The 26,653-nt window shown below is 70.1% G+C and carries 23 protein-coding genes; 9 read left to right on the top strand and 14 right to left on the bottom strand.

The window, feature by feature from the left end; all coding sequences use genetic code 11:
- The first annotated feature begins 26 nt into the window (after window positions 1-26).
- Together ACFQUV_RS19795 and ACFQUV_RS19790 are read left to right on the top strand one after the other, a co-directional pair.
- A complete protein-coding gene (locus tag ACFQUV_RS19795; RefSeq protein WP_129608538.1) occupies window positions 27-1,349 on the top strand; it encodes an alpha-glucosidase/alpha-galactosidase in 1,323 nt (440 codons plus the stop codon).
- A gap of 133 nt (window positions 1,350-1,482) precedes the next feature.
- Complete coding sequence (locus ACFQUV_RS19790; RefSeq protein WP_165363837.1) at window positions 1,483-2,007, top strand: CBS domain-containing protein; 525 nt, start codon at window positions 1,483-1,485, stop codon at window positions 2,005-2,007.
- A 52-nt stretch (window positions 2,008-2,059) separates the two neighbouring features.
- On the opposite strand, the gene glgA is transcribed toward ACFQUV_RS19790, so the two are convergent.
- The 4 genes from glgA to ACFQUV_RS19770 form a co-directional block, all read right to left on the bottom strand.
- Window positions 2,060-3,304 (bottom strand): glycogen synthase, encoded by a 1,245-nt coding sequence (gene glgA, locus ACFQUV_RS19785; protein ID WP_129608536.1) that lies wholly within the window; start codon window positions 3,302-3,304, stop codon window positions 2,060-2,062.
- 186 nt (window positions 3,305-3,490) lie between these two features.
- Complete coding sequence (locus ACFQUV_RS19780) at window positions 3,491-5,500, bottom strand: alpha-1,4-glucan--maltose-1-phosphate maltosyltransferase (RefSeq protein ID WP_207211426.1); 2,010 nt, start codon at window positions 5,498-5,500, stop codon at window positions 3,491-3,493.
- A 526-nt stretch (window positions 5,501-6,026) separates the two neighbouring features.
- Window positions 6,027-7,232, bottom strand: a complete 1,206-nt coding sequence (locus ACFQUV_RS19775) for an acetate/propionate family kinase (RefSeq protein WP_129608534.1) — start codon at window positions 7,230-7,232, stop codon at window positions 6,027-6,029.
- A gap of 17 nt (window positions 7,233-7,249) precedes the next feature.
- Window positions 7,250-8,674, bottom strand: coding sequence for a bifunctional enoyl-CoA hydratase/phosphate acetyltransferase (locus ACFQUV_RS19770; RefSeq protein WP_155480099.1), 1,425 nt, complete (start codon window positions 8,672-8,674; stop codon window positions 7,250-7,252).
- Window positions 8,675-9,048: 374 nt separating this feature from the next.
- Here ACFQUV_RS19770 and ACFQUV_RS19765 point away from each other — a divergent pair, with 374 nt between their 5' ends.
- The 4 genes from ACFQUV_RS19765 (at window position 9,049) to ACFQUV_RS19750 (ending at window position 12,135) form a co-directional block, all read left to right on the top strand.
- Window positions 9,049-9,675: a hypothetical protein gene (locus tag ACFQUV_RS19765; protein WP_129608533.1), complete on the top strand. Its 627-nt coding sequence runs from the start codon at window positions 9,049-9,051 to the stop codon at window positions 9,673-9,675.
- Between the two features lie 131 nt (window positions 9,676-9,806).
- Window positions 9,807-10,388: a copper chaperone PCu(A)C gene (locus tag ACFQUV_RS19760; protein ID WP_129608532.1), complete on the top strand. Its 582-nt coding sequence runs from the start codon at window positions 9,807-9,809 to the stop codon at window positions 10,386-10,388.
- Window positions 10,389-10,642: 254 nt separating this feature from the next.
- Entirely contained in the window at window positions 10,643-11,617 is a 975-nt protein-coding gene (locus ACFQUV_RS19755) for an FkbM family methyltransferase (RefSeq protein WP_111383679.1), read from the top strand.
- A gap of 251 nt (window positions 11,618-11,868) precedes the next feature.
- A complete protein-coding gene (locus ACFQUV_RS19750; RefSeq protein WP_170300801.1) occupies window positions 11,869-12,135 on the top strand; it encodes a hypothetical protein in 267 nt (88 codons plus the stop codon).
- A 161-nt stretch (window positions 12,136-12,296) separates the two neighbouring features.
- Here ACFQUV_RS19750 and ACFQUV_RS19745 read toward each other — a convergent pair whose 3' ends face one another.
- A complete protein-coding gene (locus tag ACFQUV_RS19745; RefSeq protein ID WP_155480096.1) occupies window positions 12,297-12,815 on the bottom strand; it encodes a YidB family protein in 519 nt (172 codons plus the stop codon).
- A 98-nt stretch (window positions 12,816-12,913) separates the two neighbouring features.
- On the opposite strand from ACFQUV_RS19745, the gene ACFQUV_RS19740 reads away from it, so the two are divergent.
- On the top strand, window positions 12,914-13,981 hold the full coding sequence (locus ACFQUV_RS19740) for an AI-2E family transporter (protein ID WP_378395531.1): 1,068 nt from the start codon (window positions 12,914-12,916) through the stop codon (window positions 13,979-13,981).
- Here the strand turns inward: ACFQUV_RS19740 and ACFQUV_RS19735 are convergent.
- The 9 genes from ACFQUV_RS19735 to clpS form a co-directional block, all read right to left on the bottom strand.
- Entirely contained in the window at window positions 13,965-15,011 is a 1,047-nt protein-coding gene (locus tag ACFQUV_RS19735; RefSeq protein ID WP_244601696.1) for a lytic transglycosylase domain-containing protein, read from the bottom strand. The genes ACFQUV_RS19740 and ACFQUV_RS19735 overlap by 17 nt on opposite strands.
- A gap of 125 nt (window positions 15,012-15,136) precedes the next feature.
- Window positions 15,137-15,487, bottom strand: a complete 351-nt coding sequence (locus ACFQUV_RS19730; RefSeq protein ID WP_244601697.1) for an AzlD domain-containing protein — start codon at window positions 15,485-15,487, stop codon at window positions 15,137-15,139.
- Window positions 15,484-16,221: an AzlC family ABC transporter permease gene (locus ACFQUV_RS19725; protein ID WP_129610779.1), complete on the bottom strand. Its 738-nt coding sequence runs from the start codon at window positions 16,219-16,221 to the stop codon at window positions 15,484-15,486. Before ACFQUV_RS19725 ends, ACFQUV_RS19730 begins: the two co-directional genes overlap by 4 nt.
- 223 nt (window positions 16,222-16,444) lie before the next feature.
- Window positions 16,445-16,612 carry a hypothetical protein gene (locus ACFQUV_RS19720; protein ID WP_165364114.1) on the bottom strand — a complete coding sequence of 56 codons (168 nt, stop codon included), beginning with the start codon at window positions 16,610-16,612 and terminating at the stop codon, window positions 16,445-16,447.
- Between the two features lie 222 nt (window positions 16,613-16,834).
- Entirely contained in the window at window positions 16,835-17,419 is a 585-nt protein-coding gene (locus ACFQUV_RS19715) for a class I SAM-dependent methyltransferase (RefSeq protein WP_129610780.1), read from the bottom strand.
- Window positions 17,420-17,511: 92 nt separating this feature from the next.
- Entirely contained in the window at window positions 17,512-18,924 is a 1,413-nt protein-coding gene (locus ACFQUV_RS19710) for a HAMP domain-containing sensor histidine kinase (protein ID WP_129610803.1), read from the bottom strand.
- 2 nt (window positions 18,925-18,926) lie between these two features.
- Complete coding sequence (locus tag ACFQUV_RS19705; RefSeq protein WP_129610781.1) at window positions 18,927-19,601, bottom strand: response regulator transcription factor; 675 nt, start codon at window positions 19,599-19,601, stop codon at window positions 18,927-18,929.
- A 252-nt stretch (window positions 19,602-19,853) separates the two neighbouring features.
- The gene (gene clpA, locus ACFQUV_RS19700) at window positions 19,854-22,376 is read right to left on the bottom strand and encodes an ATP-dependent Clp protease ATP-binding subunit ClpA (protein WP_129610782.1); all 2,523 of its coding nucleotides are present in this window, start codon (window positions 22,374-22,376) and stop codon (window positions 19,854-19,856) included.
- Between the two features lie 37 nt (window positions 22,377-22,413).
- Window positions 22,414-22,776 (bottom strand): ATP-dependent Clp protease adapter ClpS, encoded by a 363-nt coding sequence (clpS, locus tag ACFQUV_RS19695; RefSeq protein ID WP_371851732.1) that lies wholly within the window; start codon window positions 22,774-22,776, stop codon window positions 22,414-22,416.
- 848 nt (window positions 22,777-23,624) lie between these two features.
- On the opposite strand from clpS, the gene ACFQUV_RS19690 reads away from it, so the two are divergent.
- Together ACFQUV_RS19690 and ACFQUV_RS19685 are read left to right on the top strand one after the other, a co-directional pair.
- Window positions 23,625-24,905, top strand: a complete 1,281-nt coding sequence (locus ACFQUV_RS19690; RefSeq protein WP_129610783.1) for a pilus assembly protein TadG-related protein — start codon at window positions 23,625-23,627, stop codon at window positions 24,903-24,905.
- Between the two features lie 325 nt (window positions 24,906-25,230).
- Window positions 25,231-26,622, top strand: a complete 1,392-nt coding sequence (locus tag ACFQUV_RS19685) for a TadE/TadG family type IV pilus assembly protein (protein ID WP_129610784.1) — start codon at window positions 25,231-25,233, stop codon at window positions 26,620-26,622.
- Window positions 26,623-26,653: the final 31 nt, after the last annotated feature.

Below are 26,653 nucleotides of genomic sequence, written 5' to 3'. Positions count from 1 at the left end.
AGCGCCGGTCCGGCGTCGAGGCCGCCATGTCGAGCATCGTCAGCACCATCCCCAGCAGCATCCTCGGTAGCAGAAACACCGCCCGCATCGTCTTCGTCGGCGCCGGCAGCGCGTCGTTCGGTCTCGGCATGTTCCGCGACCTGTGCTTCTCGGAGCATCTCGCCGGCTCGACCGTCGTGCTGGTCGACACCGATGCCGATGCCCTCGCCCGCTCGGCCGCGCTGGCGCGGCTGCTGAACGAGCGCTCCGGCGCCGGGCTGGTGATCGAGACGACCACGGACCAGCGCGCCGCGCTGCCGGGTGCGCAATTCGTCCTCAACGCCACCGCGATCGATCGCATGCGTCTGTGGCGGCACGACCACGAGGTGCCGCGCAAGCACGGGCTGCGGCAGACGCTGGGCGAGAATGGCGGGCCGGGCGGATTGTTCTTCACGCTGCGCACGCTGCCGCTGGTGTTCGACATCGTCCGCGACATGGAGGCGCTGTGCCCGGACGCGCTGCTCGTCAACTTCTCCAATCCGGAGAGCCGCATCGTGCTGGCGGTCGGCAAGTATAGCCGCATCCGCGTGGTCGGGCTGTGCGAGGGCGTGTTCGGCAGCCGCGCCCAGGTGGCCCGCGTGCTCGGCCGGCGCGACGACGAGGTCGACGTCTGGGCGGCCGGGCTCAACCACTTCCAGTGGCTCGTCCACATCCGCGACCACGCCACCGGCCGCGACCTCTACCCGGCGCTGCGCGAGGCCGAAAAGACCTTCGATCCCGCGCAAGCGCCGCTGACTCGCCGGCTGTTCCGCGCCTTCGGCCTGTGGCCGACCTGCGGCGACGGCCATACCGGCGAGTTTCTGCCCTATGGCTGGGAGATCGACGAGCCGGGTTACGACTTCGACGGCGACGCGCAGCGGCGCGCCGTGTTCCGCGGCGAGGTCGACGACGTGCTGGCCGGCCGCATGGCGGTGCCGGACTGGTGGCTGACCCCGTGCGGCGAGCGCGGTGCCGCCGTCATCGCCGCCTGCACCCACAACGAGAAGCGGTTCATCGAATCCGGCGTGGTGCTCAACCGCGGCACCATCCCCAACCTGCCGGCGGAGCTCGCCGTCGAGGTGCCGATCGTGGCCGACGCGGCCGGCGTCCATCCGGTCTCGCTCGGCCCCCTGCCCGATCCGATCGCCAAGCTGCTCGCCGTGCAGGCCGGCGTCCAGCAGCTCGCCGTGGAGGCCGCCGTCCATGCCTCGCGGAGCCTCGCCCGCGAGGCCCTGCTGATCGACCCCGTGGTCGATTCCATGAGCGCCGCCGAGGCGGTGCTCGACGAGTTATGGGAGATCAATCGGCCGTATATCCGGCCCTGCGTCTGAGGCGGGCCACAATGTCTCGACGGCAGCCTCGGCTTGGAATAAGGGTCGAGACGGCGAAGCGCGGCGGCGGGCATCGTCCGCGTCCAGCCGCCGGCACAAGGATCGGAGAGGTCCGGTGCGCGTCAAGAGCTTCATGACCAGCCCCGCGTTGACGATCGGCCCCGATCAGTCGATCGCCGACGCCGCCGATCTGATGATCACCAACCGCATCAGCGGGCTGCCGGTCGTCGATCACGACGGTCGCCTGGTCGGCATCGTCAGCGAGCGCGACCTGCTGCGGCGACACAATGGCGGTCCGCCCCGGCGGCCGCACTGGCTCCAGCTCATGACCCAGAAGAACGCCCTGGCGGGCGAGCCGGAGCGCTTCCACACCCTGACGGTCGGTAACGTGATGACTCCGTCGCCGGTCACGGTGACGGAGTCGACCCTGATCGAGGAGGCCGGACGCCTGCTGGAGCAGCGCCGCTTCAAGCGGCTGCCGGTGATGCGTGGCAACGCCGTCGTCGGGGTGATCTCGCGGTCCGACCTGTTGCGGGCGCTGCCGCGGGCGATCGGCAAGGCCGAGGAGGCCGCCCGCCACGACGCCCCGATGACCGACGAGCGGCTGGTCGAGCTGGAGCGGCAGTACTGGATGCAGCGGACCCGCTCGCTGAAGTGAGGAACCGCCCCCGGGACGGCGTGCCGGGGGCGACCGATCCGCGGTGCACCGCCTACACGCTCGTCGCCTTGCGGGCGGCGCGCAGCTCCTGGTAGAGCGCGAAGGTCTTCCGCGCCACGCTGTGCCACGAATAGTTCTGCTCGACGCGCTCGCGGCCGGCCGCCGCCATGCGGGCGCGCAGCTCCGGATCGCGGGCGATGCGGTTGATGCCGTCGGCGAGGCCGCGCTCGAAGCGGGCCGGCGACATCGGATCGTGCGGCGGCTCCGCCGACAGATGCGGCTCGACCAGGATGCCGGTGACGTCGTCGACCACCACCTCCTTGATGCCGCCGACGGCGCTGCCGACCACCGGGGTGCCGCACGCCATCGCCTCCAGGTTGATGATGCCGAACGGCTCGTAGATCGACGGGCAGCAGAACACGGTGGCGTGCGAGTAGAGCGCGATGGTGTCGGCGCGCGGCAGCATCTTGGACAGCCAGATCACGCCCTCTCGCCGCTTCTGAAGCTCGCCCACGATCTCCTCGGTCTCGCGCTGGAGTGCCAGCGTGTCGGCGTCGCCGGCGCACAGCACCACCTGGAGGCTCGGATCGAGATGGGGGATCGCCTGGAGCAGATAATACAGCCCTTTCTGGCGGGTGATGCGGCCGACGAACAGCACGAACGGCCGCTCGGGATCGACACCGAGCCGGGTCAGCACCTCGGGGGCGTGGATCTTGCGGTACTCGTCGGTGTCGATGCCGTTCGGAATGATGTGGACGCGCTCGGCCGGCACGTCGAACAGGCGCAGGATGTCGTCACGGGTGCTCTTCGACACCGCGATCACCGCGTCGGCGGTCTCCAGCGCGTTCTTCTCGATCCACCGCGACAGGTCGTAGCCGTGCCCGAGCTGATCGCGCTTCCACGGCCGCAGCGGCTCCAGCGAGTGGACCGTGATCACCATCGGGATGTTGTAGAGGATCTTGGCGAGCAGCCCGGAGAAGTGGGTATACCAGGTGTGGCAGTGGATGATCTCGACGCTGCCTTCCAGCTCGTTGCCGATCCCCTGCCCCATGAAGGCGAGGCAGGTGGACAGCGCCTTCAGGGGCGACACATAGGTCTGCGGGCAGCCGGCGAACAGCGTGGTGTCGACCTTGATGCCGCGGACATGGAGCTGGCCGTCGTCGAGGGTCTGGTCGTGGAAGGTGCGCACCTCCACGGGCGTGAGCTTGGCGAGCTCCCGCGACAGGTATTCGACGTGGACGCCGGCGCCCCCGTACACATAGGGCGGATATTCGTTGGTGGTGAGCAGGACACGCATTGCGAAGGACCCCCGTCGCTTGCGGCGACACGAATGACAGCGGCTTTCGGGCGCCCGACGGCGCCGTGATGGTCGATGTCGTGGCGAGGCTCCGTGCCCCGCGCACGACAGGTTCGCTCCGCACGGACGAGCGCGCATCGCCCCGGGGGTGGGCCATGCGGCCGCCTCGCCGCGCCTGCGCGGCCGTCAGGCGACGCAGCGCAGCAGCACCGCCGGATCGCGCTGCGTGTCGATGGCGAGGCGCACGCCGCCCCACTCGACCAGCCGCCATTCGCCGGTGACCAGATTCTCGACCGCCCGCACCGGGCGCCGTGCCCCCTCCGGGCCGATGCGCATGTCACCGAAATGGAACCAGACGTCGTGGGCGCCGGGATGCAGCGCGATCGCCACCGCCACCACGTTGTCGTGCGCCACCGACTCCTTGACGAAGCCGAGCACCGACCCGCTGTCCACCTGCGCGAAGGCGAAGTTGGAGGTTTGCAGCAGCGCCGGGTTGGCGTTGCGGATGGCGTTCAGCCGCGTGATGTAGTCCTTGATGTTGCCGGGCGCGTTCCAGTCCCGCGGCTTGATCTCGTACTTCTCGGAGTCGAGATACTCCTCCTTGCCCGGCACCGGCACATGCTCGATCAGCTCGAAGCCGTTGTAGACGCCGTAGCTGCCGGCCAGCGTGGCGGCGAGCGCCACCCGCGACTTGAACATCCACGGCTCGCCCGATTGCAGGTGGACCGGGAGGATGTCCGGCGTGTTGACGAAGAAGTTCGGGCGGAAATACTCGCGCTCCGGATGGCGGGTCAGCTCCGCCATGTAGGCGGACAGCTCGTCCTTGCCGGTGCGCCACGTGAAGTAGGTGTAGGACTGGCTGAAGCCGAGCTTGGCCAGCGCCTTCATCACCTTGGGGCGGGTGAACGCCTCCGACAGGAAGATGGTGTCGGGAAACTTGGCCTGCACCTCGCGGATCATCCACTCCCAGAACGGGAACGGCTTGGTGTGCGGGTTGTCGACCCGGAAGATGCGCACCCCCTGCTCGGCCCAGAACAGCACCACGTCGCGCAGCGCCTGCCACAGCGCCGGGCGGTCGGCGCAGTAGAAGTCCGGGTTGACGATGTCCTCGTACTTCTTGGGCGGGTTCTCGGCGTAGCGCATCGAGCCGTCCGGCCGCCACTTGAACCAGTCGGGATGCTCCTTGAGCCACGGATGGTCGGGCGAGCACTGGGTGGCGAAGTCGAGCGCGATGTCGAGCCCATGCCCGCGCGCCGCCACCACCAGCCGGCGGAAATCCGCCAGCGTGCCGAGCTGCGGATGCACGGCGTCGTGGCCGCCCTCGGGAGCGCCGATCGCGTAAGGGCTGCCCGGATCGCTCGGCTGCGCCTTGAGCGAGTTGTTCTTGCCCTTGCGGTTCTTGGTGCCGATCGGATGTATCGGCGGGAAGTAGAGCACGTCGAAGCCCATGCCGGAGATGTCCGGCAGCCGGGCGATGACGTCGTCGAAGGTGCCGTGGCGGTCTGGGCTGTCGGTCTGGCTCCGCGGGAACAGCTCGTACCAGGCCCCGGCGCGTGCCCGCGGCCGCTCGATCATCAGCGGGAACGCCTGGCTCCAGGTGAGATCCGGGCGCGGCTCGACGGCCGCCATGGCGGCGGCGAGATCCTCGGCGAGCAGCGGCCGCGGATCGCCGGCGGCGTCGAACATGTTGAGGGCCGCTTGCAGGCGCCCGGCGGCATCGCCCGCCCGCGGCAGCGCGGCGGCGACCAGCGCCCGCCCCTCCTTGAGATCGAGCGCGATGTCGACCCCGGCCTTCTGCTTGGCCAGCGTGTCGCGACGCCAGGTCGCGAAGCCGGCCGTCCACGCCTCGATGGCGAAGACATGGCGGCCGAGCTCGATCGGCACGAAGGTGCCGTGCCAGCGATCGTTGTCGACCGGCACCAGCGGCGCCGTGCGCCAGCCTCGCTCGCCGTCGCGCCGCCAGCGCAGGGCCGCGGCCGACACCTCGTGGCCGTCGCGGAACACGTCGACCCAGACGTCGACCGGCTCGCCGACGATCCGCTTCACCGGGAAGCGGCCGGCGTCGATGGTCGGAAAGACGTCCTCGATGAAGAACCGGCGCTGGAACACCTCGGACTCGAGGGGCGTCGCATCCGGCGCGGTGGGCAGATGCGGCTCGTAGGTCACGGTCGAGCGGGGGGCGCGTGGGAAATTCATCGTCGGCCTTGTGCGAGAACACGAAGTGCGGCGCGCCGGAGCGCGAGGCACGGGAACGGGAACACGAAGTGCGCGAGCCCGAAAAATACGGGTGAGCCGTCTCCCTCCCGTGAATACGGGTCGCGCGCGTCCGATCGGATCTCGCGCAGAGCGGACCGGACGGACATGCGGCAACACCCTGGCGCGTGGCAGGGTTCCGGCACGATCCGGCATCGCCTCGCGTCGAGCGCCTCCCGGCGCGCGCAACGGCCCGACGACCCCGGGCGGGGAGCGGCGTCACCCTACAATGTTTCTTTTCGGCGCGCCCGGCAAGGCCGTATTGCGGTGCGGAATAATCCGTCATAGCCGGTCCGGGCAAGGACAACGCCCTCATGGTCCGGAGCTGGCCCGAGGCGGCCCGAAACCGCGGCCTCGCCCGTCCGTCCGCCCGAACGGTCGAAGGCCGCCCCGTTGCCCGGAGCGGCCTCGATCGAAACGAAAACCGGGACGGCGAACCGCACCGCCCCGTGGAGCCCGACGGAAGCGGTCAGGCGTCGGCCAGCGCCGGAGTGACGAGCTTCGCCACCCGGACGGTGTGGCGGGCGATCATCGCCTCCTCGTCGGTCTGCATCACATAGACCGTGACCGGAGTGCCGGGCGCCGAGATCACCTCGGCCCGGGCCTCGTTGGCGGCGCGATCCAGCACGATGCCGGCCCACTCCATCCCCTCCAGGGTCCTGGCCCGGATGGTCTTGGAGTTCGACCCGATGCCGCCGGTGAACACCAGCGCGTCGACGCCGCCGGTCACCGCCATCAGCGCACCCAGCTCGCGGCGGATGCGGGCGACGAAGTAGTCGATCGCCTGCTTGGCGGCCGGTGCGTCGGAGGCTTCGAGGTCGCGCATGTCGCTCGACACGCCCGACATGCCCTTGAGGCCCGACTTCTTGTACAGGAGGTCGGAGATCTCGGCTGCCGTCATCCCCTTCTGCTGCATCATGTAGAGCAGCACGCCGGGATCGATCTGGCCGCAGCGGGTGCCCATGGCGAGGCCGTCGAGCGGCGAGAACCCCATGGTCGAGGCGACCGACTGGCCGTCGCGCAGCGCGCACATCGAGGCGCCGTTGCCGAGATGCAGGACCACGCAGCGGCGCACCGCCGCCGGATCGCGCTCCGCCAGCCGGCCCGCGATGTACTCGTAGGAGAGGCCGTGGAAGCCGTAGCGGCGAACGCCCTCCTCGTAATACTGCGGCGGCAGCCCGAAGGTGTCCTGCACGAACGGCTGGGTGCGATGAAAGGCGGTGTCGAAGCAGCCCACCTGCGGAATGCCCGGGAACGCCTTGCCGGCCGCCGCGATGCCGGCGAGATTGTGGGGCTGGTGCAGCGGCGCCAGCGGCCCGAACGTCTCCAGCACCTTCAGCACGGCGGGCTCGAGCAGGATCGGCGCCGAGTAGAGCGGACCGCCGTGGACGACGCGATGGCCGACCGCGACGATCTTGGCACCCGGAAAGGTCTCGGCGAGCCAGCCGATGATGATCTCCAGCGCGGCGTCGTGAGTCTTCGGCGCCGCGGCGCCCTCGAAGCGTCGCTTGACCTTGTCGCCGGTCGCGACCTTGGCCTCGAACTCCGGCGCGACGCCGATCCCCTCGACCTGCCCGATCGCGACCTGACGGGGCCACGGGCCGCCGTCGAGCGCGAACAGCGCGAACTTGATTGAGGAGGACCCCGCGTTCAGCGTGACGATATGGTCGCCCATGATGTCGATGTCCTGTCCTACTCGGCCGCGACCTTGACGTTCTCGCCCGCGACCGGCACGGCGCGGCCGGTACGGCGGCGATGCTCGTAGAGCTGGGCGAGCGCCGCCGAGACGAGGCGCGCACGATCGTTGTCGGCGCGGCTGGTCAACATCACGGGTGCGGCGGCGCCGACCACCAGCCCGGCCGCCTCGGCGCGGGCCACGAAGGTCAGCTCCTTGGCCAGCATGTTGCCGGATTCGAGATTCGGAACGATCAGCACGTCGGCATGCCCCGCCACCACCGAGGTGATGCCCTTGGTGCGCGCCGCCGCCACGTCCATGGCGTTGTCCATGGCGAGCGGGCCGTCGACGATGCCGCCCTTGATCTGGCCGCGATCGGCCATCTTGGACAGCGCCGCCGCGTCGAGCGTCGACGGGATGTTCGGATTGACCGTCTCGACCGCCGACAGCACGCCGACGCGCGGCTTGTCGATGCCGCACGCGATCGCGAGGTCGATGGCGTTCTGGGTGATGTCGACCTTGGTGATCAGATCCGGCGCGATGTTGATGGCGGCGTCGGAGATGAACAGCAGATGGTCGAGGGTCGGCACGTCCATCACGAAGACGTGGCTGATGCGGCGGCCGGCGCGCAGCCCGCCGTCCTTCTTGACCACTTGGGCGAGGAGATCGTCGGTGTGCAGGTTGCCCTTCATCACCGAGGCGGCCTCGCCGCGACGAACCAGCTCGACCGCACGCGCCGCGGCGTCGCGATGGCTCGGCGAGTCGATCAGCTTGTAGGACGAGATGTCGAGGCCGCTCGCCTCGGCGGCCTTGAGGATCGCCGCCTGCGAGCCGATCAGGATCGGCTCGATCAGCCCCTCCCGGGCCGCCAGCACGGCGCCCCCGAGCGAGTTCTTGTCGTCCGGGCAGACCACCGCGGTGGCCATCGGGCCGAGGCTCTTGGCGCGCTCGATCAGCGGCGTGAAATGATCGCCCTTGTCGAGGATCAGGGTCGGCAGCTCGCGCGCCGCCACGGTGATGCGCTCGGTCGGCACCTCGACGACCGCGGAGCCCACCGCCACCACGGTGCCGTCGGTCTTGGCGATGCGCGTCTCGAACACCGCGATCGGACACTCGCGCTTCTCGACGCAGCGAACGCTGACCGACACCTTGTCGCCGACATGCACGCCGGTGACGAAGCGCAGATCCTGCGAGCGATAGAGCGTGCCGGGTCCCGGCAGCAGATTGCCGAGCACCGCCGAGATCAGCGAGCCCGCCCACATGAACGGAGCCGTCGCCTTGCGGTCATCCGGCGCGCTGCCGCTCGGCATCACCACCGGGTTGGTGTTTCCGGAGACGTGGGCGAACAGATAGAGGTCCTGCATCGAGCAGATGCGCTCGATGGCGGCGCTGTCGCCGGCCTTCAGCTCGTCGAACGTCGTGTTCTTGATCACGTCTGCCATTGTCTCATCCACCTCCGGTGGTGCGTCGCTGCACCGACCGTTCTCGATGGGGTCGGGAGCAAGTCTCATTCCACAAACGCGGCACGAGGAACATCCAGTCCCCCGTCGCGGTCAATCGATATCGGCGTCTGGCTGTGTGAGCAAACGCGCATGGCCTCCGCAGCGGGACTGGGAACCGGCATCGACGGCACACGCCGGACCGAACGACTCGGCGGATCGCGCGACACGATCCGCGATCCACATCGTCACTGTAGCAGTGAACTTATAAGGAACACATAAACTGCCGACGACCGGGATAAACCACGTATGTGGAGACGCGGCGGCACCGTCCTGCGTCACGGCGACGTCCCCCGGGGTCGTCCCGTGCTACGGACGTGAGCGGCCCCGATGAGGGCGACCACCATCAGGAAAAAGACTTAGTCGCGACGGTGGCGCCGGCCGTCGATCTCGCCAGACCGTCGGTCGGCGCGATGCCCGGCGCGCAGCATATTGCACTGCACACTGCGCAAGCTGCTTCACACCTCACCCGACCGGGTGTCGCCCGCCACGCCGGCGTGCTATCAGGGCGCGTGACGAGCCGACACCCCCACGACACGCCACGAGCACAGCCGCACCGCGCGGCAGCGTCGCGCATGCCTGCCCTGGTGGTGGCGCTGGCGCTGCTCCTTCAGGTCGTGCTGCCGGCCCTGGCCAGCCCGGCTTCCCGGGATGCCGCGGCAGCGACCCTGTTCGGCGACACCCTGTGCATCGGAAGCCCGGCCGGTGGGTCGCCGGCAGCATCCGAATCGCCCGAGGCACCGCCGCCCGCCCCGGCGACCATCCGTCACACCTGCTGCGTTCTCTGCACGAGCCCGGGCCTAGCGGCCGCGCCCGCGCGGCCGGCCGTGCATGGCCCGGCGTGGTCGCGCATCGCTGCGGTCGCCTCGGTCCGGTTCCGCGGTCCCCTGGTGGCGGCGGTCGAGCGAAACCCGATCAGGCCGCGCGCACCGCCCGTGGCCTGATCGGCCGACGCACCATCCTCACCAACCAGCCATCATCGGCCGCCCGGCGCACGAGTGCGCGAAGCCGGACGGATCGCGTGGGCCGCCGCGAGGCGCGCCTCACCCGGCGGCCAGACGTTCGGAGACTGTCGATGACCCGCTTCACCACCACCCTCGTGTCCACGCTGGCGCTCGCCGCCGGCCTCGCCGCCGCGTCGGCGCCCGCTCTCGCCCAGGGTTCCGGCCACCACGGCGCACCCGCCCAGGAGAGCAAGGAGGCGATCAAGGCCGGAGCCCTGCGCATCGAGACGCCCTGGAGCCGCGCCACGCCGGGCGGCGCCAAGGTGGCGGGCGGCTTCATGTCCATCACCAACACCGGCAGCGAGCCGGACCGGCTGATCGGCGGCGCCATGCCGCGGGCCGGCCGCTTCGAGGTGCACGAGATGAAGACCGAGAACGGCATCATGACCATGCGGCCGCTCGCCGACGGTCTCGTCATTCCGCCCGGCGCCACCGTGACGCTCAAGCCCGGCAGCTACCATGTGATGTTCATGGACCTGAAGGAGCCGCTCAAGGACGGCGAGACCATCGAGGGCGAGCTGCGCTTCGAGAAGGCCGGCACCGTGACGGTGCGCTATGCGGTGCAGCCGATCGGCGCCACCACGCCGGGCGGAGGCGGCGCGAGCGGCAAGGAGTCGGGCAGCAAGAGCGGCGGCGGCCACCACGGCCACTGATCGCCCTCATGAACGATCCCGGCCGCGGCACCGCCTGCCCGCGGTCGGGCTCCACAGCTCGGCCGGGACTCGGCCGGCGGCATTTTACGGGAATTTAAGCCGCCCGCGGCAGGGTGACGGCCGACGCCTCGCGTCGCCGCCGCGGCCGGACGCCGCCAACTCCCGGAGATCGGATGCCGGCGCCGGCCACCCTCCACGGCCCGTCGTCCGCGTCGGCCTCGATCACGCGGGACCATCAGGAAGATCGCCGCCCGATGTCGGTCCCGGCCCCCGCTCCCGAAGGCGCCCTCCTCTACGATCGCCGCACCGGCCGGCTCGACGGCGCCTCCGCGGTCGAGCGGCTCGCCGTGCTGGCCATGCGGGCCGGCGCCCGGCTGACCGAGCCGTGGGAGCATCGCGGCTTCTCGCTCGGCTGCCGCATTCTCTCGGTGGCGCTCACCGAGCGCGAGGCGATGGTGCGGATCGACGACGACACCCGCTACGCCTTCCCGCTCGGCGACGGCTACTGGAGCGTCCTGTTCGACCCCCGCTATGTCTACGAGCCGGAGCTCGAGCGCTTCCTGATGAACGTGGTCGATGTCGACTACACCTTCGTGGACGGCGGCGCGAACTACGGCCTGTGGTCCGTGCTGGTGAGCAGCCGGCGGTTCGGCAGCCATCCGGCGATCGCCATCGAGGCGTCCTCGCGCAACGCCGCCAAGCTGCGCCGCAACGCCGAGATCAACGGCGGCCGGTTCGCGGTGCGCCACCAGGCGATCGGCGCCACCGCCGGCGGCATCGCCCGGCTGAGCGGCCGCAAGCACGAGGCGTTCACCATCGCGGGCGGCACCGACGCCACCGTCACCGAGGAGGTGCCGGTGATGTCGCTGGACAGCCTGTTCGACGACGGCACGCTACGCCCGGACGGCCGCTTCGTCGTCAAGCTCGATGTCGAGGGCGTCGAGGTCGACGCCCTGAAGGGCGGCCGGCGGATGCTCGATGCCGACAGCGTCCTTCTCTGCGAGGAGCACGGCGCCGATCGCACCCATGCGGTGACACGCTACGCTCTGTCGCTGCCCGGCTGCCGCGAATTCGTGCTCGATCCGACGACCGGCCGCTTCGAGGAAGTGCCGGAGCCGGGCTTCCTGGACCACGTCAAGACCAATCCGGCCTACGGCTACAACGTGTTCGTGACCAAGAGCCCGTTCTGGATCGAGCGGCTGCGCAGCGCCCCGCCGGTCGTCCGCTGAGCGTCACGTGGCGCGGGTGCCGCCCGGCCGCCGCGGCCCGGTCGCGATCACGCCATCATCGAAGAATACCTCTCCTTGCGAGCATCGCCGGTCGAGATCGCACCCGATTCGGGACCGTCTCGGTCCCTCGATCCGCTCGCCGGGTCACGCGCCCGCATGACCCGGCCGTTCCAGACTGGATCGGACCCGCCTCCCCGACACGCTCGCCATCCGGCTCCGGCCGGTTCATCGCCAAGGATGGAGACACGCTCGTGAGAGCCCTCGCCGCCGCCACCGCCGTCCTCTGCCTGATCGCCCTGCCCGCCGCCGCCCAAGCTCCCGCCCAGGCCCCCGCGACCTCCTGCAAGGCGCACGCGGCCGAGAAGAAGCTCGCCGGCGCCGCCCTCAACAGCTTCATGAAGAAATGCGAGACGGACGCCCAGGCGTCGTGCGACGCCGCCGCGGCCGAGAAGAAGCTGGCGGGCGCCGCCAAGACCAGCTTCACGAAGAAGTGCGTGGGCGACGCGGTCGGCCACTGACCGGCGCGCATCGTCCAGGCGAGCGCACCCGCCGCGCCGGCCCCCGCCGACGCGGCTTTTTCGTGCGCTCCGGTCCGACGGTCACCGACGCTGGTGCCCGAACGACACCTCGCACAAAACTCGAGGAAATCGACGCAACTCTCTGACCAGAAACAACCGCCTCAGCGGAGGCGGTCGATATCGTCGAGCCCGGCCTGATCCGACAACGAGCCGCCGCTGCCCTCCGCGTCCTCACCGCCACCCGTCACCGCACGGTCCTCCTCCAGCCGGCCGTTCGGGCTGAGCGTGTCGATGGTCTGCGGCAGGTGCTGCGACAGCATCGCCAGAAGGTCCTCGATGGAGATCCCGAGCCCACCCGCCATCTGCGAGAGGCCACGATCCCCGATGGCGCCGCGCAGCTCGTCGGGCGACACCGGCATGTTGGAGCCCTGGCCGAGCCAGGAGCCGACCTGGCGGTCGAGGCCGCCGCGACGCAGCGCGTCGACGAGCCCGCCGAGGCCGCCGAGATCGGTGCGGCCGAGAACCTGGGCGAGAATGGCGGGCAGCCCCGCCGTGTCGAACTTCTCGAAGGCGCCGCGCACGGCGCCGGCGATCAGGGAGTCGAGCAGGCCCATGAGGGTCTCCGGGGTGGGCGTGAGGGATGGCCTTGGGGCGGCCGGCGGGACGGTTTCCGAGTACATCCATGAAGCCGCAACTTCATGACCGTCGTGGGGCGTTGCGCCGCTTTGTGCGTTGTCCCGATGCCCGCCCGCATCCCGCCCCCTACCTCGGACCCGTCATGCACGCCTCCCCCGCCTTCTCCGCCAAGCTCGTCCTCGTCACCGGCACGGTGCTCGTCCTGCTCGCCGCCTGGCAGCTCGCCGACCTGCTTCTGCTCGTCTTCGCCGCCGTGCTCGGGGCGATCCTGCTGCGGGCGCTCGCCGACCTCTTGGCCCGGCCGACCGGCCTCGCCTCGGGCTGGTCGCTCGTGCTCGCCGTCGTGCTGATCGCGCTCGTGCTGGCTCTCGTCGTCGTGTTCTTCGGGGCTGCGATCCTCCAGAACATCGAGACCCTGGTGGAGCGGCTGCCCGGCGCCTGGCGTGCCGTGCGCGACCGGATCGACAGCGTCGGCTGGGTTCAGGCGGCCGTCGACCGCGGCACCGATGCGATGCTGTCGGGCGGCGTGGTCAGCCGCATCGGCGGTGCCCTCGGGCTGGTGGCGGGCGCCATCACCAACCTCCTTCTGGTGATCTTCGGTGCCCTCTACATCGCGGCCCAGCCGGCGCTCTACCGGGCCGGGCTGCTGCGGCTGGTGCCGCCCCGCCATCGGGACCGCGCCGACCGCACCCTGTGCCGCTGCGGCGAGGCGCTGCGCGGCTGGCTGCTCGGCCAGGTCATCGCCATGGTGGGAGTCGGGGTCGTCACCACGGTCGGGCTGTGGGCGCTCGGCGTCCCCTCCTTCCTGGCGCTCGGGCTGTTCGCCGGGCTCGCCGAGTTCGTGCCGATCGTCGGGCCGGTGGCGGCGGCGATCCCGGCCGTCGTCATCGCCCTGTCGGTCGATCCGACGCTCGCCCTTTGGGTGGTCGGCCTGTTCCTGCTCATCCAGCAGATCGAGGGCAACGTGCTCCAGCCGCTGATCCAGCGCGAGATCGTCGAGGTGCCGCCGGCGCTCCTGCTGTTCGCCGTCGTCGGCTTCGGGGTGCTGTTCGGCGGCCTCGGCGTGCTGCTCGCAGCCCCCCTGACGGTGGTCGCCTATGTGGCGGCCCAGGACCTCTACGTGGCCCCGCTGGAGCGCCACGCCGACACGACCGCGACCACCGCGACCGCGACGGCAGCCGAGCCGCGGTCGGTCACGGAGTCTCGATGACGCCGCGGCTGTTCTTCAGCACCATGCAGGCGGCGCCGCGCCGCGACAGGTCGGCACACAGCGCCGCCGCCGCCGTGCGGGTCTCGGCCCCGACCCGCACCTGGTAGAAGGCGCTCGACCCGCGGCTGCGCAAGAGGGCGCGGATGATCACCGGGTCGCGGCCATCCAGCATGGCCCGGTGCCGCCGCTCGATGGCGGCGTAGCTCGCCAGCACGCGAGCGCGCGAGAAGCCGGCGGCGAGCTGCACGCCCCAGGGCTGCGCGGCGCCCTCGCGCACCCGGCGCTCCAGCTCGCCGATGAACATGCTGGGCTGCTGCTTCAGCAATGCCGCCAGCGTGGTGCACGAGGTCTTCTCGGCGATGCCGTCCCGGCCGGAGCGGCCGATCTCGACCCACTCCTCGGCCGAGAGCCCGGTGATGGCGCGGACATAGCGCCGCGTCTCGGCCGGCAGGCCGGAGCGCCCGGCCATCCAGTCGCGCACCCGCCCCGGGCCGGCGTTGTAGGCCGCCGCCGCGAGCCCGAGATTGCCGAAGCTCTCGCGCAATTCCGCGAGGAACTCGGCGGATTTCGGCAGCGCCGCGACGGGATCGAAGGGATCGAGCAGGCCGCGCTCCTCGGCCGTGTAGGGCATGAACTGGGCGATGCCCTGGGCGCGGTGGCCGCGGCGCGTCATCGGGCCGATCGCGTCGGGCCGGAAGCGGCTCTCCTGCCAGATCACCCGGGCGAAGAAGGAGAGCGGCAGACCGTTGGCGGCGGCCGCCGATTCGAGGATGAGGCAGATCGACTCCATGGTGCCGTTCGGCCGCGGCGGCGCGGCCGGGATGTCGGCCTTCGGGGCCTCGGCCTTCGGGGCCTCGGCCGGCGGATCGGCGGCGGCCTTTGCGGGCTCGGAAGCCGACGGCTCGGGTGCGGGCTGCTCGGGGACGGCCGACTCAGGGACGGTCGGCTCGGCAGCGGACGCGACCGCCCCGGCCACCGGCGCGGCGGCGAGCAGCAGCATCATCAGGACGAGGCGGGCGACCGTGCTCATGCGCCTCCGCGGAACGCGACGACCCCGCCTTGTGTGCCGCCGGAAAGCGACCGGAATGCGAACAATCCCAAAACCACACCCGGACGGCGTCCCTGTCCCGACAACGGTCGCGCCGGCGGGCCGGATCAGCGGGCCAGAAAAATATCGCCGGCCATCACGGCGAGCGTCCCCGCCACCACGCCGGCGAACACCGACTGCCGCATCAGCAGGAACGCCGCCAGGCCGATCGCGGTGGCGCCGAGCCGAATCCACAGCGGCACGCCGCCGAGCGCCCCCGGCGCGAACACGATGATCTTGGCGACCACGCCGGTCAGGATCGCGGTCGCCACCGCCCGCACCCAGACCAGCGTCTCCGAGGTCTCGTCGAGGCCGCGCGAGAACACCACGCCGAGCCAGCGCCACACCTCGTTCGGCAGAAACCCGACCAGCACCAGGATCAGGTAGGGCCACAGCTCCGCCGTCATGCCGGCCGTCATCGCCGTGCCCTCCGCCAGCGATGGATCAGATAGGCGCCGGTGCCGCCGACGAGCCCGGTCCACATCAGGTCGAGCCCCACCCCGAGCCACACCAGCAGGGGGCTGAGCACCAGCCCGGCGGCGGCCGCCACCCGATCCGAGATCATCTTGCTGGCGCGGGTGACCGACACCAGGAACGACATCGGCGTGAGGAACAGGAGGCCCGCCACCAGCGGCTCCGGCAGCACCCGGGCGAAGTAGAAGCCGACGAAGCAGGCGACCGTGGCGCTGCCGATCAGCATGGAGCCGATGCCGTTGGCGAAGGCGATGCGCTGCTCCGGCGGGCGCCGTGGCGCCAGCCGCAGCGCCTCCATCCACATGCTGACCGCGGTGAAATGGGCGGCGAGCAGCACGCCCGGCCAGCGCGAGCCGCGGGCGCGCAGCATCGGCAGCAGCGCCACCACCATCGGCAGCAGCCGCACGCCGCTGAGCGACACCGCGACCGCCACCTCGAGCGGCGCCGCGCCCGCCCCGATGGCCGTCATCAGGATCACCTGGGCGGGCGCCGCCCATACGATCAGGGTCGACAGCACCACCCAGAGCGCCGAGAAACCGAGATCATGAGCGAGCGCCCCGATGCTGATATAGGTGCCGACCAGCACGATCTGGAACACCGAGGTGGCGCCGGCCCGGCACCCCGCCAGATAGCCCGCGAGCGCCGCCGAGCCGCCGCTTCCGCGTTCATTGTCCGTCATGCCGGTTCTGTCCCACAGGCTCCCGCGACGCGCAATCGCGTTCGCGGGAAGCCTGGACCGCAGCCGCGCCGGCCCGGGCCGCGAGGACACGGCGAGACGAGACAGGCCCCGGCCGAGCCGGCGTGGGTTCGGGTCGACCGAGGCCTGTCGCCGGGCGCTCAGACTTTGCCCGGCTGTACGATACGGCGCGCCTCGACCAGGTGGGTCGGGCGGCGCCGCGTGGTCAGAAGCCGATGCCGATGCGCGCCAGCCAGGTGCCCAGCGCGGCGGCGGCCAGCGCGATCTCGGGCAGCGCGGCGACCAGCACGATGGCGACGAGAAGCGTGACGCGAACGAGCGTCGGGCCGATGGACGGATCGTCGAGGGTGGAATCGATGGGGGCGGCGGACATGGCGAGCCTCGTTCGGGAGGGGCTGTCGCGAAGAGGAATCGCAATCGCCGTGCCAGGCCGCCTGCCGAGAGGCTTCAAGGACTTGGTTGGTGAACAGAGCGTTACGCGCCGCCAAAGACGGAATATTTTACCGGCACAAGGGAGAATTCTACCGCCCGGCCGGCGCCGGCCCGGCGCTCCCGCGAGAGTGGCGCCGGCCGCGGTGTTCCGGAGAGCACGCCGTCAGATCGGCCGTCGCGGCCCTCGCCGCGTCAGCCGGTAGACCGCGGCGGGCGGCACGTTGGGGAGCACCCGCGTCGCCATCACGGCCTTCAGGCCGAGGCGGTCGAGGACCGGCCGCGGGACCGGACAGGTCGGCCCGTAGGTGAACTGATAGAACGCCCCGTCGGGCCGCAGATACCCGAAGGCGCCCGACAGGATGGCGATCATCTTGCGCGGCGTGAGGTTGAGCATGGGAAGGCCGCTCACCACGGCGCCGACCGGCGCTCCGTCGTAGAGGCGATGGCGGGCCAGATGGGCCGCGTCCATCCACAGCACACGGGCGCGCGGAAACCTCACCTGGAGCAGGCGCACGAAGTCCGACCCGTACTCGATCAGCGTGATGTTCCGCTCCGGCACACCCCGCCGCAGCAGCGCCGCCGTGAACACGCCGGTGCCGGGACCGAGCTCGAGCACCGGCCCGGTGTCGGCTCCGATCTCCGCCGTCATGGCGTCGCTCAACGCCGCGCCGGATGGAACGATGGACCCCAGCCGCACCGGATCGCCGGTCCAGGCCCAGATGAAGCGGAAGACATCGGCAGCCGTCATGCGCACGCCCTTCGTCAGGGGCCACCGCCGCGACGGAATCGCCGCGATCGAGCCCGGTGACGAAGCCATGGACCCCGCCGGTTGCGCCGACATTACGTGGAAGGCGTCCCCGCCGGGGCGAGCATCGAAGCGGCCGACGCCGAGACCGGAAAGCACAGGCGAAAGCAGGCGCCGCCTCCCGGCGCCGTGTCGACCGACACCTCGCCGCCGTGCCGACGGACGATCCCGCGGACGAGATGGAGTCCGAGGCCGGTGCCGCCGCCGTCGCGGGCGATCCGGCTGAACGGCTCGAAGACGACGTCGCGGACCGCCGGCGGGATGCCGTCGCCCTCGTCGGTGACCGAGATGCAGCCGGTGCACTCCGCCGCCACCGTGATGGTGCCGCGCCGGCCGCCGTGGCGGATCGCGTTGTGCACGACGTTGCCGAGCGCCCGCTCGATCGCCAATCGGTCGCCGTGGAACGGCAGCCGCGGCACCTCGGCCTCGAAGGCCAGCGCGTAGCCGGCCGCGATAGCGAGCGGTGCGAGGTCGGACACCACACTCTCGGCGATGGCGACGAGATCGACCGGCCGCGGGTCGAAGCCGCCGGCGGACAAGCGTTGGACGTCGAGGAGCTGCTGGGCGAGATTGCCGAGCCGCGACACGTCTTCGACGAGCTGATCCTTCGAGGGGCCGTCCGGCAGCGCGTCCAGCCGGGTCTGCAACACCGCGATCGGCGTCCGCAGCTCGTGCGCCGCGTCGGCCAGGAAGCGGCGCTGCTCGGCATATTGCCGGCCGACCCGATCGAGCGCCTCGTTGACGGCGCTGACCAGCGGCAACGCCTCCTCCGGCACCCGCTCGGTGGACAATCGGACGTCGGGACGATCGAGATCGACGGCACGGGCCGCCGCGGCCGCAGTGCCGAGACTCGCCATGCTCCGCCGCACCACCGTCGGGGTGACCAGCAGGACGGCGAGCACCAGCGGCACCAGGCCGGGAACGACGGCGACGACGACCACCATCGCGGTCGCCATCACGACCTTGCGCAACGTCACACGCGGTCCGGGTCCGGTGAGCACCTGAACGCGACCGGCCCGGGTCTCGATCCATTTCATCCGGCCGGGCGGGCCGTCCGGCTCGCCAGGACCCATCGTCCAGCCGAGCCGGGCCTGACCGATCTCGTCGAGAGCGTCGCCGATGCGGACCATCACGGGCGGCGGCTCGCCCTCGACGAGCCGCCCGCCGCGCCGGTCGCGCAGCACGAACCAGCGATCCGGAGCCCGGGCGCGCAGCGAGGCGAGAGCTGGGGTCTCGCGCAGGACCAGCCGCCCGGCCTCGTCGCGATCGATGGCCTCGCGCACCACCTCGATGGTCTCGTCCTCGGTCTCCAGGTTCACCAGGTGGCCGGTGACCGCGAGCGTCCCGACCATCAGAGCCACCAGCAACACCAGCACGGCGATCTGGACGGCGATCAGCCGCCGCACCAGGATGCGCTCGAGCGACGGCGGCGGCGACGCCACGGCCATGCTCACGACCCTGCCTTCAGCAGATAGCCGATGCCGCGAATGCCATGGATCTCGAGTCCGGCCTCGGCTTCGGCGAGCCGGCGACGCAGTCGCGACACATGGGTGTCGAGAGCGTTCGACTGGATCTCGTCGTCGAAGCCGTAGACGGCATCCTCCAGAAGGGCGCGCGGCACCGTGCGTCCCTTGCGCCGCAGCAATGCCTCGAGGACCAGCAGCTCCCGCCGCGGCAGGTCGAGATCGGTGCCGCCGACCGTGGCGGTCCGGTGGCCGTGATCGAACGCGAGCCGGCCGATCCGGACGACATCGGCGGCCAGGCCGCCGGGGCGCCGCAGCACCGAGCGCAGGCGCGCCAGCAGCTCCTCGACCGCGAACGGCTTGGCGAGATAGTCGTCGGCGCCGCCGTCGAGCCCGGCGATGCGGTCCTCCAGCTCACCCTGCGCGGTCAGCACGATGACCGGGACGGCGGCGCGCCGCGCCCGCAGGGTCCGCAGGAAGTCGAGGCCGTCACCGTCCGGCATCCGGCGGTCGAGCAGCACGGCATCGTGCCCGCCGGCCGCCACCGCGTCCTCGGCCAGAGCCAGCGTCGCCACATGGTCGACCAGGACGCCGCGAGCCGACAGCGCGGCGCGCAGCGCATCCGCCATCCGCGGATCATCCTCGACGAGCAGCACCCGCATGATCACCTCGACCTGGTCCCGCCCGGCACGCCGGGCTCGAACGATTATCGGTCCGAGGATTGCGCCGACATGACGTCGCCGCAACGCCGCAGGGGCGCGGATTCGGCTAGGGGTGGCATCGAGACGCCACGTCGAACGCGAGCCCGCATGCGAGCGCCCGCCGCCGGCGTAACGAAGTCGGCGTAACGAAAAACGCCCCGGCGAGCCGGGGCGTTTGGTTGTCGGATCAGGCAGCCGACCAGGGCTGCAGGGTCACGCCTTGACCAGCGGGACCTTCGGCACCGAGCCCTTGCCGCCCGGACCGGAGCCGCCGGGGCCGGACCCGTTGGAGCCCGAGCCGTTCGAGCCGGAGGACGGCGAGCCGCCCCCCTCGCCCTTCGGACCCGGCGGCTTGGCTCGCCGCTTGCCGCCGCTCCCGCCGCCGCCACCACCGCGTCGGCGGCGCGCCTTGGGCGCGGTCGGCAGCTTCTCGGGCTTGGGCGTCACCGGGCCGTCGAGGAACTCGAAGCCGAGCTTCTCGCCGGTCGTCTCGTCCTTGGTGACCACGACCCGGACATGACCGCCGCTCTTGAGCTTGCCGAACAGCACCTCGTCGGCCAGCGGCTTCTTGATGTACTCCTGGATGACGCGGGCCATCGGCCGCGCCCCCATCTGCTGGTCGTAGCCGCGGACGATGAGCCAGTTGGTGGCCTCGTCGGACAGCTCGATGGTGACGTCCCGGTCGGCGAGCTGGGCCTCGAGCTGGAGCACGAACTTCTCCACCACCTTGGCGATGATGGTCTCGTCGAGGTGGCCGAACGCGATGATCGAGTCGAGACGGTTGCGGAACTCCGGCGCGAACAGCCGGTTGATCGCCTCGGTGTCGTCACCCTCGCGCTTGGTGCGATGGAACCCGTAGGCCGCCTTGGCGAGATCGGCGGCGCCGGCATTCGTGGTCATGATCAGGATCACGTTGCGGAAGTCGACCTGCTTGCCGTTGTGATCGGTCAGCTTGCCGTGGTCCATGATCTGGAGGAGCACGTTGTAGAGATCCGGGTGCGCCTTCTCGATCTCGTCGAGCAGCAGCACGCAGTGCGGATGCTGGTCGACTCCGTCGGTCAGCAGGCCGCCCTGGTCGAAGCCGACATAGCCGGGCGGCGCGCCGATGAGGCGCGACACCGTGTGGCGCTCCATGTACTCCGACATGTCGAAGCGGATCAGCTCGACGCCCAGCGTCGCCGCGAGCTGCTTGGCCACCTCGGTCTTGCCGACGCCGGTCGGGCCGGAGAACAGGTAGCAGCCGATCGGCTTCTCGGGTTCACGCAGGCCGGCGCGGGCGAGCTTGATCGAGGCCGACAGCGCCTCGATCGGCTTGTCCTGGCCGTAGACCACGCGCTTGAGGTTCTCCTCGAGGTTCGCCAGCACCACCGCATCGTCCTTCGACACGGTCTTCGGCGGAATCCGCGCCATGGTCGCGATGGTGGTCTCGATCTCCTTGATGCCGATCGTCTTCTTGCGCCGGTGCTCGGGCAGCAGCATCTGGGCCGCACCCGACTCGTCGATCACGTCGATGGCCTTGTCGGGCAGCTTACGGTCGTGGATGTAGCGGGCCGACAGCTCGACCGCCGCCTTGATGGCCTCGTTGGTGTATTTGAGCTTGTGGTAGTCCTCGAAGTAGGGCTTGAGGCCCTTGAGGATCTCGATGGAGTCGGCGACCGTCGGCTCGTTCACGTCGATCTTCTGGAAGCGACGGACGAGCGCGCGATCCTTCTCGAAGTACTGGCGGTACTCCTTGTAGGTGGTCGAGCCGATGCAGCGCACCGTGCCGGCGGCCAGTGCCGGCTTGAGCAGGTTCGAGGCGTCCATGGCGCCGCCCGAGGTGGCGCCGGCACCGATCACCGTGTGGATCTCGTCGATGAACATGATGGCGTTGGGATACGCCTCGATCTCCTTGATGACCTGCTTGAGGCGCTCCTCGAAGTCGCCGCGGTAGCGGGTGCCGGCGAGCAGCGTGCCCATGTCGAGGGCAAAGACGGTCGCGCCCTTGAGCACGTCCGGCACCTCGCCATGGACGATGCGGCGCGCCAGACCCTCGGCGATCGCCGTCTTGCCGACGCCGGGATCGCCGACGAACAGCGGGTTGTTCTTCTGGCGGCGGCACAGCACCTGGATGGTGCGGCTGATCTCGCCGTCACGGCCGATCAGCGGGTCGATCTTGCCCTCGCGGGCCTTCTTGTTGAGGTTGACGCAATAAGCCTCCAAGGCATCACCTTTCTTCTTGGTGTCCTCGTTCGGCTTGGCGCCGTCCGAATCCTCCTCCGGCGCGCCTCTGGCGGGTCGCGCCTCGGTGAGCCCCGGCCGCTTGGCGATCCCGTGGCTGATGTAGTTGACCGCGTCGTAGCGGGTCATCTCCTGCTCTTGCAGGAAATAGGCGGCATGGCTCTCGCGCTCGGCGAAGATCGCCACCAGCACGTTGGCGCCGGTCACCTCCTCGCGGCCCGACGACTGAACGTGGATGACGGCACGTTGGATCACCCGCTGGAAGCCGGCGGTGGGCTTGGAATCCTCGCTGCCGTCGGTGACCAGGTTCTCCAGCTCGGAGTCGATGTAGGCGACGAGGTTGCGCTTGAGCTTGTCGAGATCGACGTTGCAGGCGCGCATGACGGCGGCCGCATCCTGATCGTCGACCAGGGCCAGCAGCAGGTGCTCCAGCGTCGCATATTCGTGGCGATGTTCGTTGGCGAGCGCCAGCGCCCGGTGGAGTGACTGCTCGAGGCTGCGCGAAAAGGTCGGCATCAGCGTTTCGTCCTGTCCTGGTGAGAGCCGCCGCGGGTCACTTCTTCTCCATGACGCACTGCAAAGGATGCTGGTGTTTACGAGCGAAGTCCATCACCTGGGTCACCTTGGTCTCGGCCACCTCGTAGGTGAAGATGCCGCACTCCCCGATCCCGTGATGATGAACATGCAGCATGATGCGGGTCGCCGCCTCCCGATCCTTGTTGAAGAAACGCTCCAGGACGTGAACCACGAACTCCATCGGGGTGTAGTCGTCGTTAAGCAGAAGAACCCGGTAGAGGTTCGGCCGCTTGGTCTGTGGTTTCGTCTTTGTGATGACGGCGGTGCCGGGTCCGGTCTGGTCCTGGCGGCGCTTGCGGTCCCCGTTCGCGGCTCGCGGCGGGAGCGGAACGGGGCGGATCTTGTCGCATCGGGTGGTCTCGTCATGCCGGGTCTCGCCGCGCCGCACCCCGCCGGGGCGTGCGGACGCGAACCGGGGCGTAGCGGGCCGGAGAACGGAAGCGGCGGTGGCGTCGGTCGAGCTGGCAGTCATGGTCTCGCATCGGTACGGAAGGGCCGGCCCCGTCCAGACCGAAGCATCCGGCACGGGTATCGACGAGCATGCCGCAGCTCCGCGCGGCCCCGGAGCATAAATAATAAGCAACACCCGGGTTCGCCACCAGCCGCCCATACCGTCCGGGAAGCGCCCTCCGAGCCGCCATTCCGCCCGCATCGGCCGGCCTTTGCTGGAGCGCCCCGCCCCGCCGAAGCCAGCCGGTGCTGCCGGCTCGGCCGGTGGCGCGTCGCCTGCCAACCGGGAGGTTGCGGACCGTCCCGGCCGCGGAGGGCCCCCTGTCGACAGCGCGACCGCCCCCGACTCCGGTCCTCGGCACCCCTTCGCGTCCGGGATCGCCGTCAAGGATCGCCTTTCGGACCGCCTATTCCGGCGGCGCTCGAGTCGTCGCCGGCCGTCACCCGCTGCCCGCGTCCCGGATGGTCCCGTCGCCCCGCGGCCACCCGATCACCGCAGCCACACCGGCACCGCCCGGCCAGGCCCATGCCAAGCAGGCGTGCCGAGCAGGCGCGTGCCGCACGCCCTGTATGCAAGCCAGGTGCCGCCAGCCCGCGCGGCGCCTCTCCGCGGCCCCACCTACACGGAGGTTAACAGGACACTGAGGGAAACCGGCGAAAGTTCGGCGGCGGCTGAACCGAACGTGAAGAGCGGACCGCCAGTATCGGGCCGGGCCAGTCCGAGCGTTGTGGTGCGCCATGTCCATCTTGCGGTTCCTTGGTGACCGGCGCGCGAGCGTCGTGCCGCTGTTCGCGCTGTCGTTCGTTCCGTTGACCGGCCTGGTCGGCGCCGCCGTCGACTACTCCCGCGCCGCGGCGGCCCGCTCGGCCATGCAGGCGGCCCTCGATTCCACCGTGCTGGCGGTGTCCAAGGATGTGAGCAGCCTCGCCACCGGGGCGCTCCAGGGGCGCGCCCAGACGGTCTTCAACACCGTCTTCACCCGCCCCGAGGTCCAGAACGTCGCGGTGACCACCGCCTACACCACGGGTAACGGCTCGCAGCTCGTCGTCGGCGCCACCGGCACCATCAAGACCACCTTCATGACCCTGATGGGATTCTCGGAGCTGACCATCGGGGCGAGCGCCACCGCGGTGTGGGGCAACACGCGGCTGCGCGTCGCCCTGGTGCTCGACAACACCGGCTCGATGGCGAGCGCCGGCAAGATGACGGCGCTCAAGACCGCGTCCAAGAATCTGCTCAACCAGCTCAAGACCGCGGCCCAGAACCCGGAGGACGTCTACGTCGCCATCGTGCCCTACAACAAGGACGTCAACGTCAAGGCCGGCACGATCATTCCGGACTGGGTCGACTTCTCCATCTGGGACACGCTCAACGGGACGTGCAGCAAGAGCAGCTACACCAGGAAATCGAGCTGCACGGCCAACTCCGGCGTCTGGACACCGAAGCCGCACAGCACCTGGAACGGCTGCCTGATGGACCGCGACCAGAACTGGGACGTGAGCAACGCGGCGCCGGACGCCAGCGTGCTCTTCCCGGCCGAGCAGTACGGCTCCTGCAACACGGCGCTGATGCCGCTCACCAACGACTGGACCACACTGGCCGCCAAGATCGACGCCATGGCGCCGAACGGCAGCACCAACAACACCATCGGGCTGGTGTGGGGCTGGCAGGCGCTGAGCACCGGCGCGCCGCTCTCGGCCCCGCCCAAGGACCCCAACTACCAGTACCAGGACGTCGTCGTGCTGCTCACCGACGGCCTCAACACCCAGAACCGCTGGAGCGGGGACGGCCGCAACCATTCGACCGCGGTCGACGCCCGCACCGAGAAGGCGTGCCAGAACGTCAAGGCGGCCGGCATCACCATCTACACAGTGCTGGTGATGGAGGGGAACGCCTCCCTGCTCCAGTCCTGTGCGAGCGACCCCAACCGCTACTTCTACCTGACGGCGGCCGATCAGATCATCGCCACCTTCGACACCATCGGCACCCAGCTATCGCAGCTGCGCCTCGCCCATTAGCGCATTTTCCGGCGAAGTGGATGCCGGTTCGCCGTCGAAAATGCAATCACGCAAGGGCCTTTTAGAGCGGGGTCCGATCCAGTTGGATCGGATTTCGCTCTAGCTTCCGGGCCGACATGGCCGAGCCGCCCGCTCCCCCGGCGGGAGGGTTCGATGCCCCGTCGGCCGTCGTGGTTACCAGATGTTCACCGTGATCGCGGGTCACGGCCCGCAATCGCCCACATGGGCGAGATCGACCGGGCTTTCTCACCGTCGGTTAGGCATTGGTTTGATCTCGCCCGGTAACGATGAGGGCTCGACCATCCGAGTCGACCGGGAGGAGTCCATGGGCCTGCGCCGTGCGAATGCGTCGCTCCGGGCCGCGTTCCGCCGCTCCGAGGACGGCAACGTCGCCATTCTGTTCGCGCTCACGCTGGTGCCGGTGATCGGCCTGGTCGGCGCCGCCATCGACTACAGCCGCGCCAACGCCATCCGCACCAGCATGCAGGCGGCGGCCGACTCGGTCGCCCTGGCGGTCTCGAAGACCGCGGCCTCCGACTCGTCCGACAAGATCCAGACCAGCGCCGACCGGCAGTTCCGCGCCCAGATCACCAATCCGGCCGCCACCATCACCGGGGTCACCGCGACCTACAGCAAGGCCCAGTTGTCGAACGTCGTGGTCGGCGCCACCGGCACCATGAAGACGAGCTTCATGAAGGTGCTCGGCTTCCCGACGTTGGACATCAAGGTGTCGTCGACCACCGCCTGGGGCAACATCCGCCTGCGGGTGGCGCTCGCGCTCGACAACACCGGCTCGATGTCGAGCGCCAACAAGATCGGCGCGCTGAAGACCGCGACCAAGAACCTGCTCGGCCAGCTCAGGGCGGCTGCCCAGAACGACGGTGACGTGCTGGTGTCGATCATCCCGTTCAGCCGCGACGTCAATGTCGGGCCCGGTTATGCGGGCGCGAGCTGGGTCGACTGGACCGAGTATGGCTATTGCAGCGGCTCCAATCCCCGGCGCAACTATTCCAACTATGACACCAAGCTGGAATGCGAAAATTACGGAGGCTGGTGGACCCAGTACTCGAACCGCAACGGCTGGAACGGCTGCATCACCGACCGCGGCAAGTATGACGCTCCCAATGCGGCGGCGGCCGGCAAGAGCTACGACCAGATCGTCGATCCGCCCAACGGCAACACGTTCTCGATGTACCCGGCCCACCAGTACGGCTACTGCCCGGCCGCCATGAGGGGCCTGAGCTACGACTGGAGCGGCATGACCACCATGGTCGACAACATGTACCCGAACGGCAGCACCAATCAGCCGATCGGTCTGGTGTGGGCGTGGCAGTCGCTGATCGGCGGCGGGCCTCTGACCGCGCCCACCAAGGACCCCAATTACGACTACCAGGAGGTCATCATCCTGCTCAGCGACGGGCTCAACACCCAGAACCGCTGGGACGGCAACGGCTCCGATTGGTCCCAGGCGGTCGACAAGCGCATGTGCGACGAGACGACGGGCGGCTGCAAGACGGGCACCTGCAACAACATCAAGGACGCCGGGATCACCATCTACACCATCCAGGTCAACACCGGCGGCGACCCGACCTCGACCCTGCTACGCAAATGCGCCTCCGATCCGAGCAAGTTCTACCTGCTCACCTCGTCGACCCAGATCATCACGGCGTTCAACGAGATCGGCACCAGCCTGTCGCGCCTGCGCCTCTCCAAGTAGGCGCCGCCGCGCGGTGCCTGAGCGGTGCCCG

The sequence above is a fragment of the Rhodoplanes sp. P11 genome (assembly GCF_964266735.1).
In the GTDB taxonomy this organism is placed as follows: Bacteria; Pseudomonadota; Alphaproteobacteria; order Rhizobiales; family Xanthobacteraceae; genus Rhodoplanes; species Rhodoplanes serenus.
This window is presented reverse-complemented; position numbering and strand designations above follow the sequence as displayed.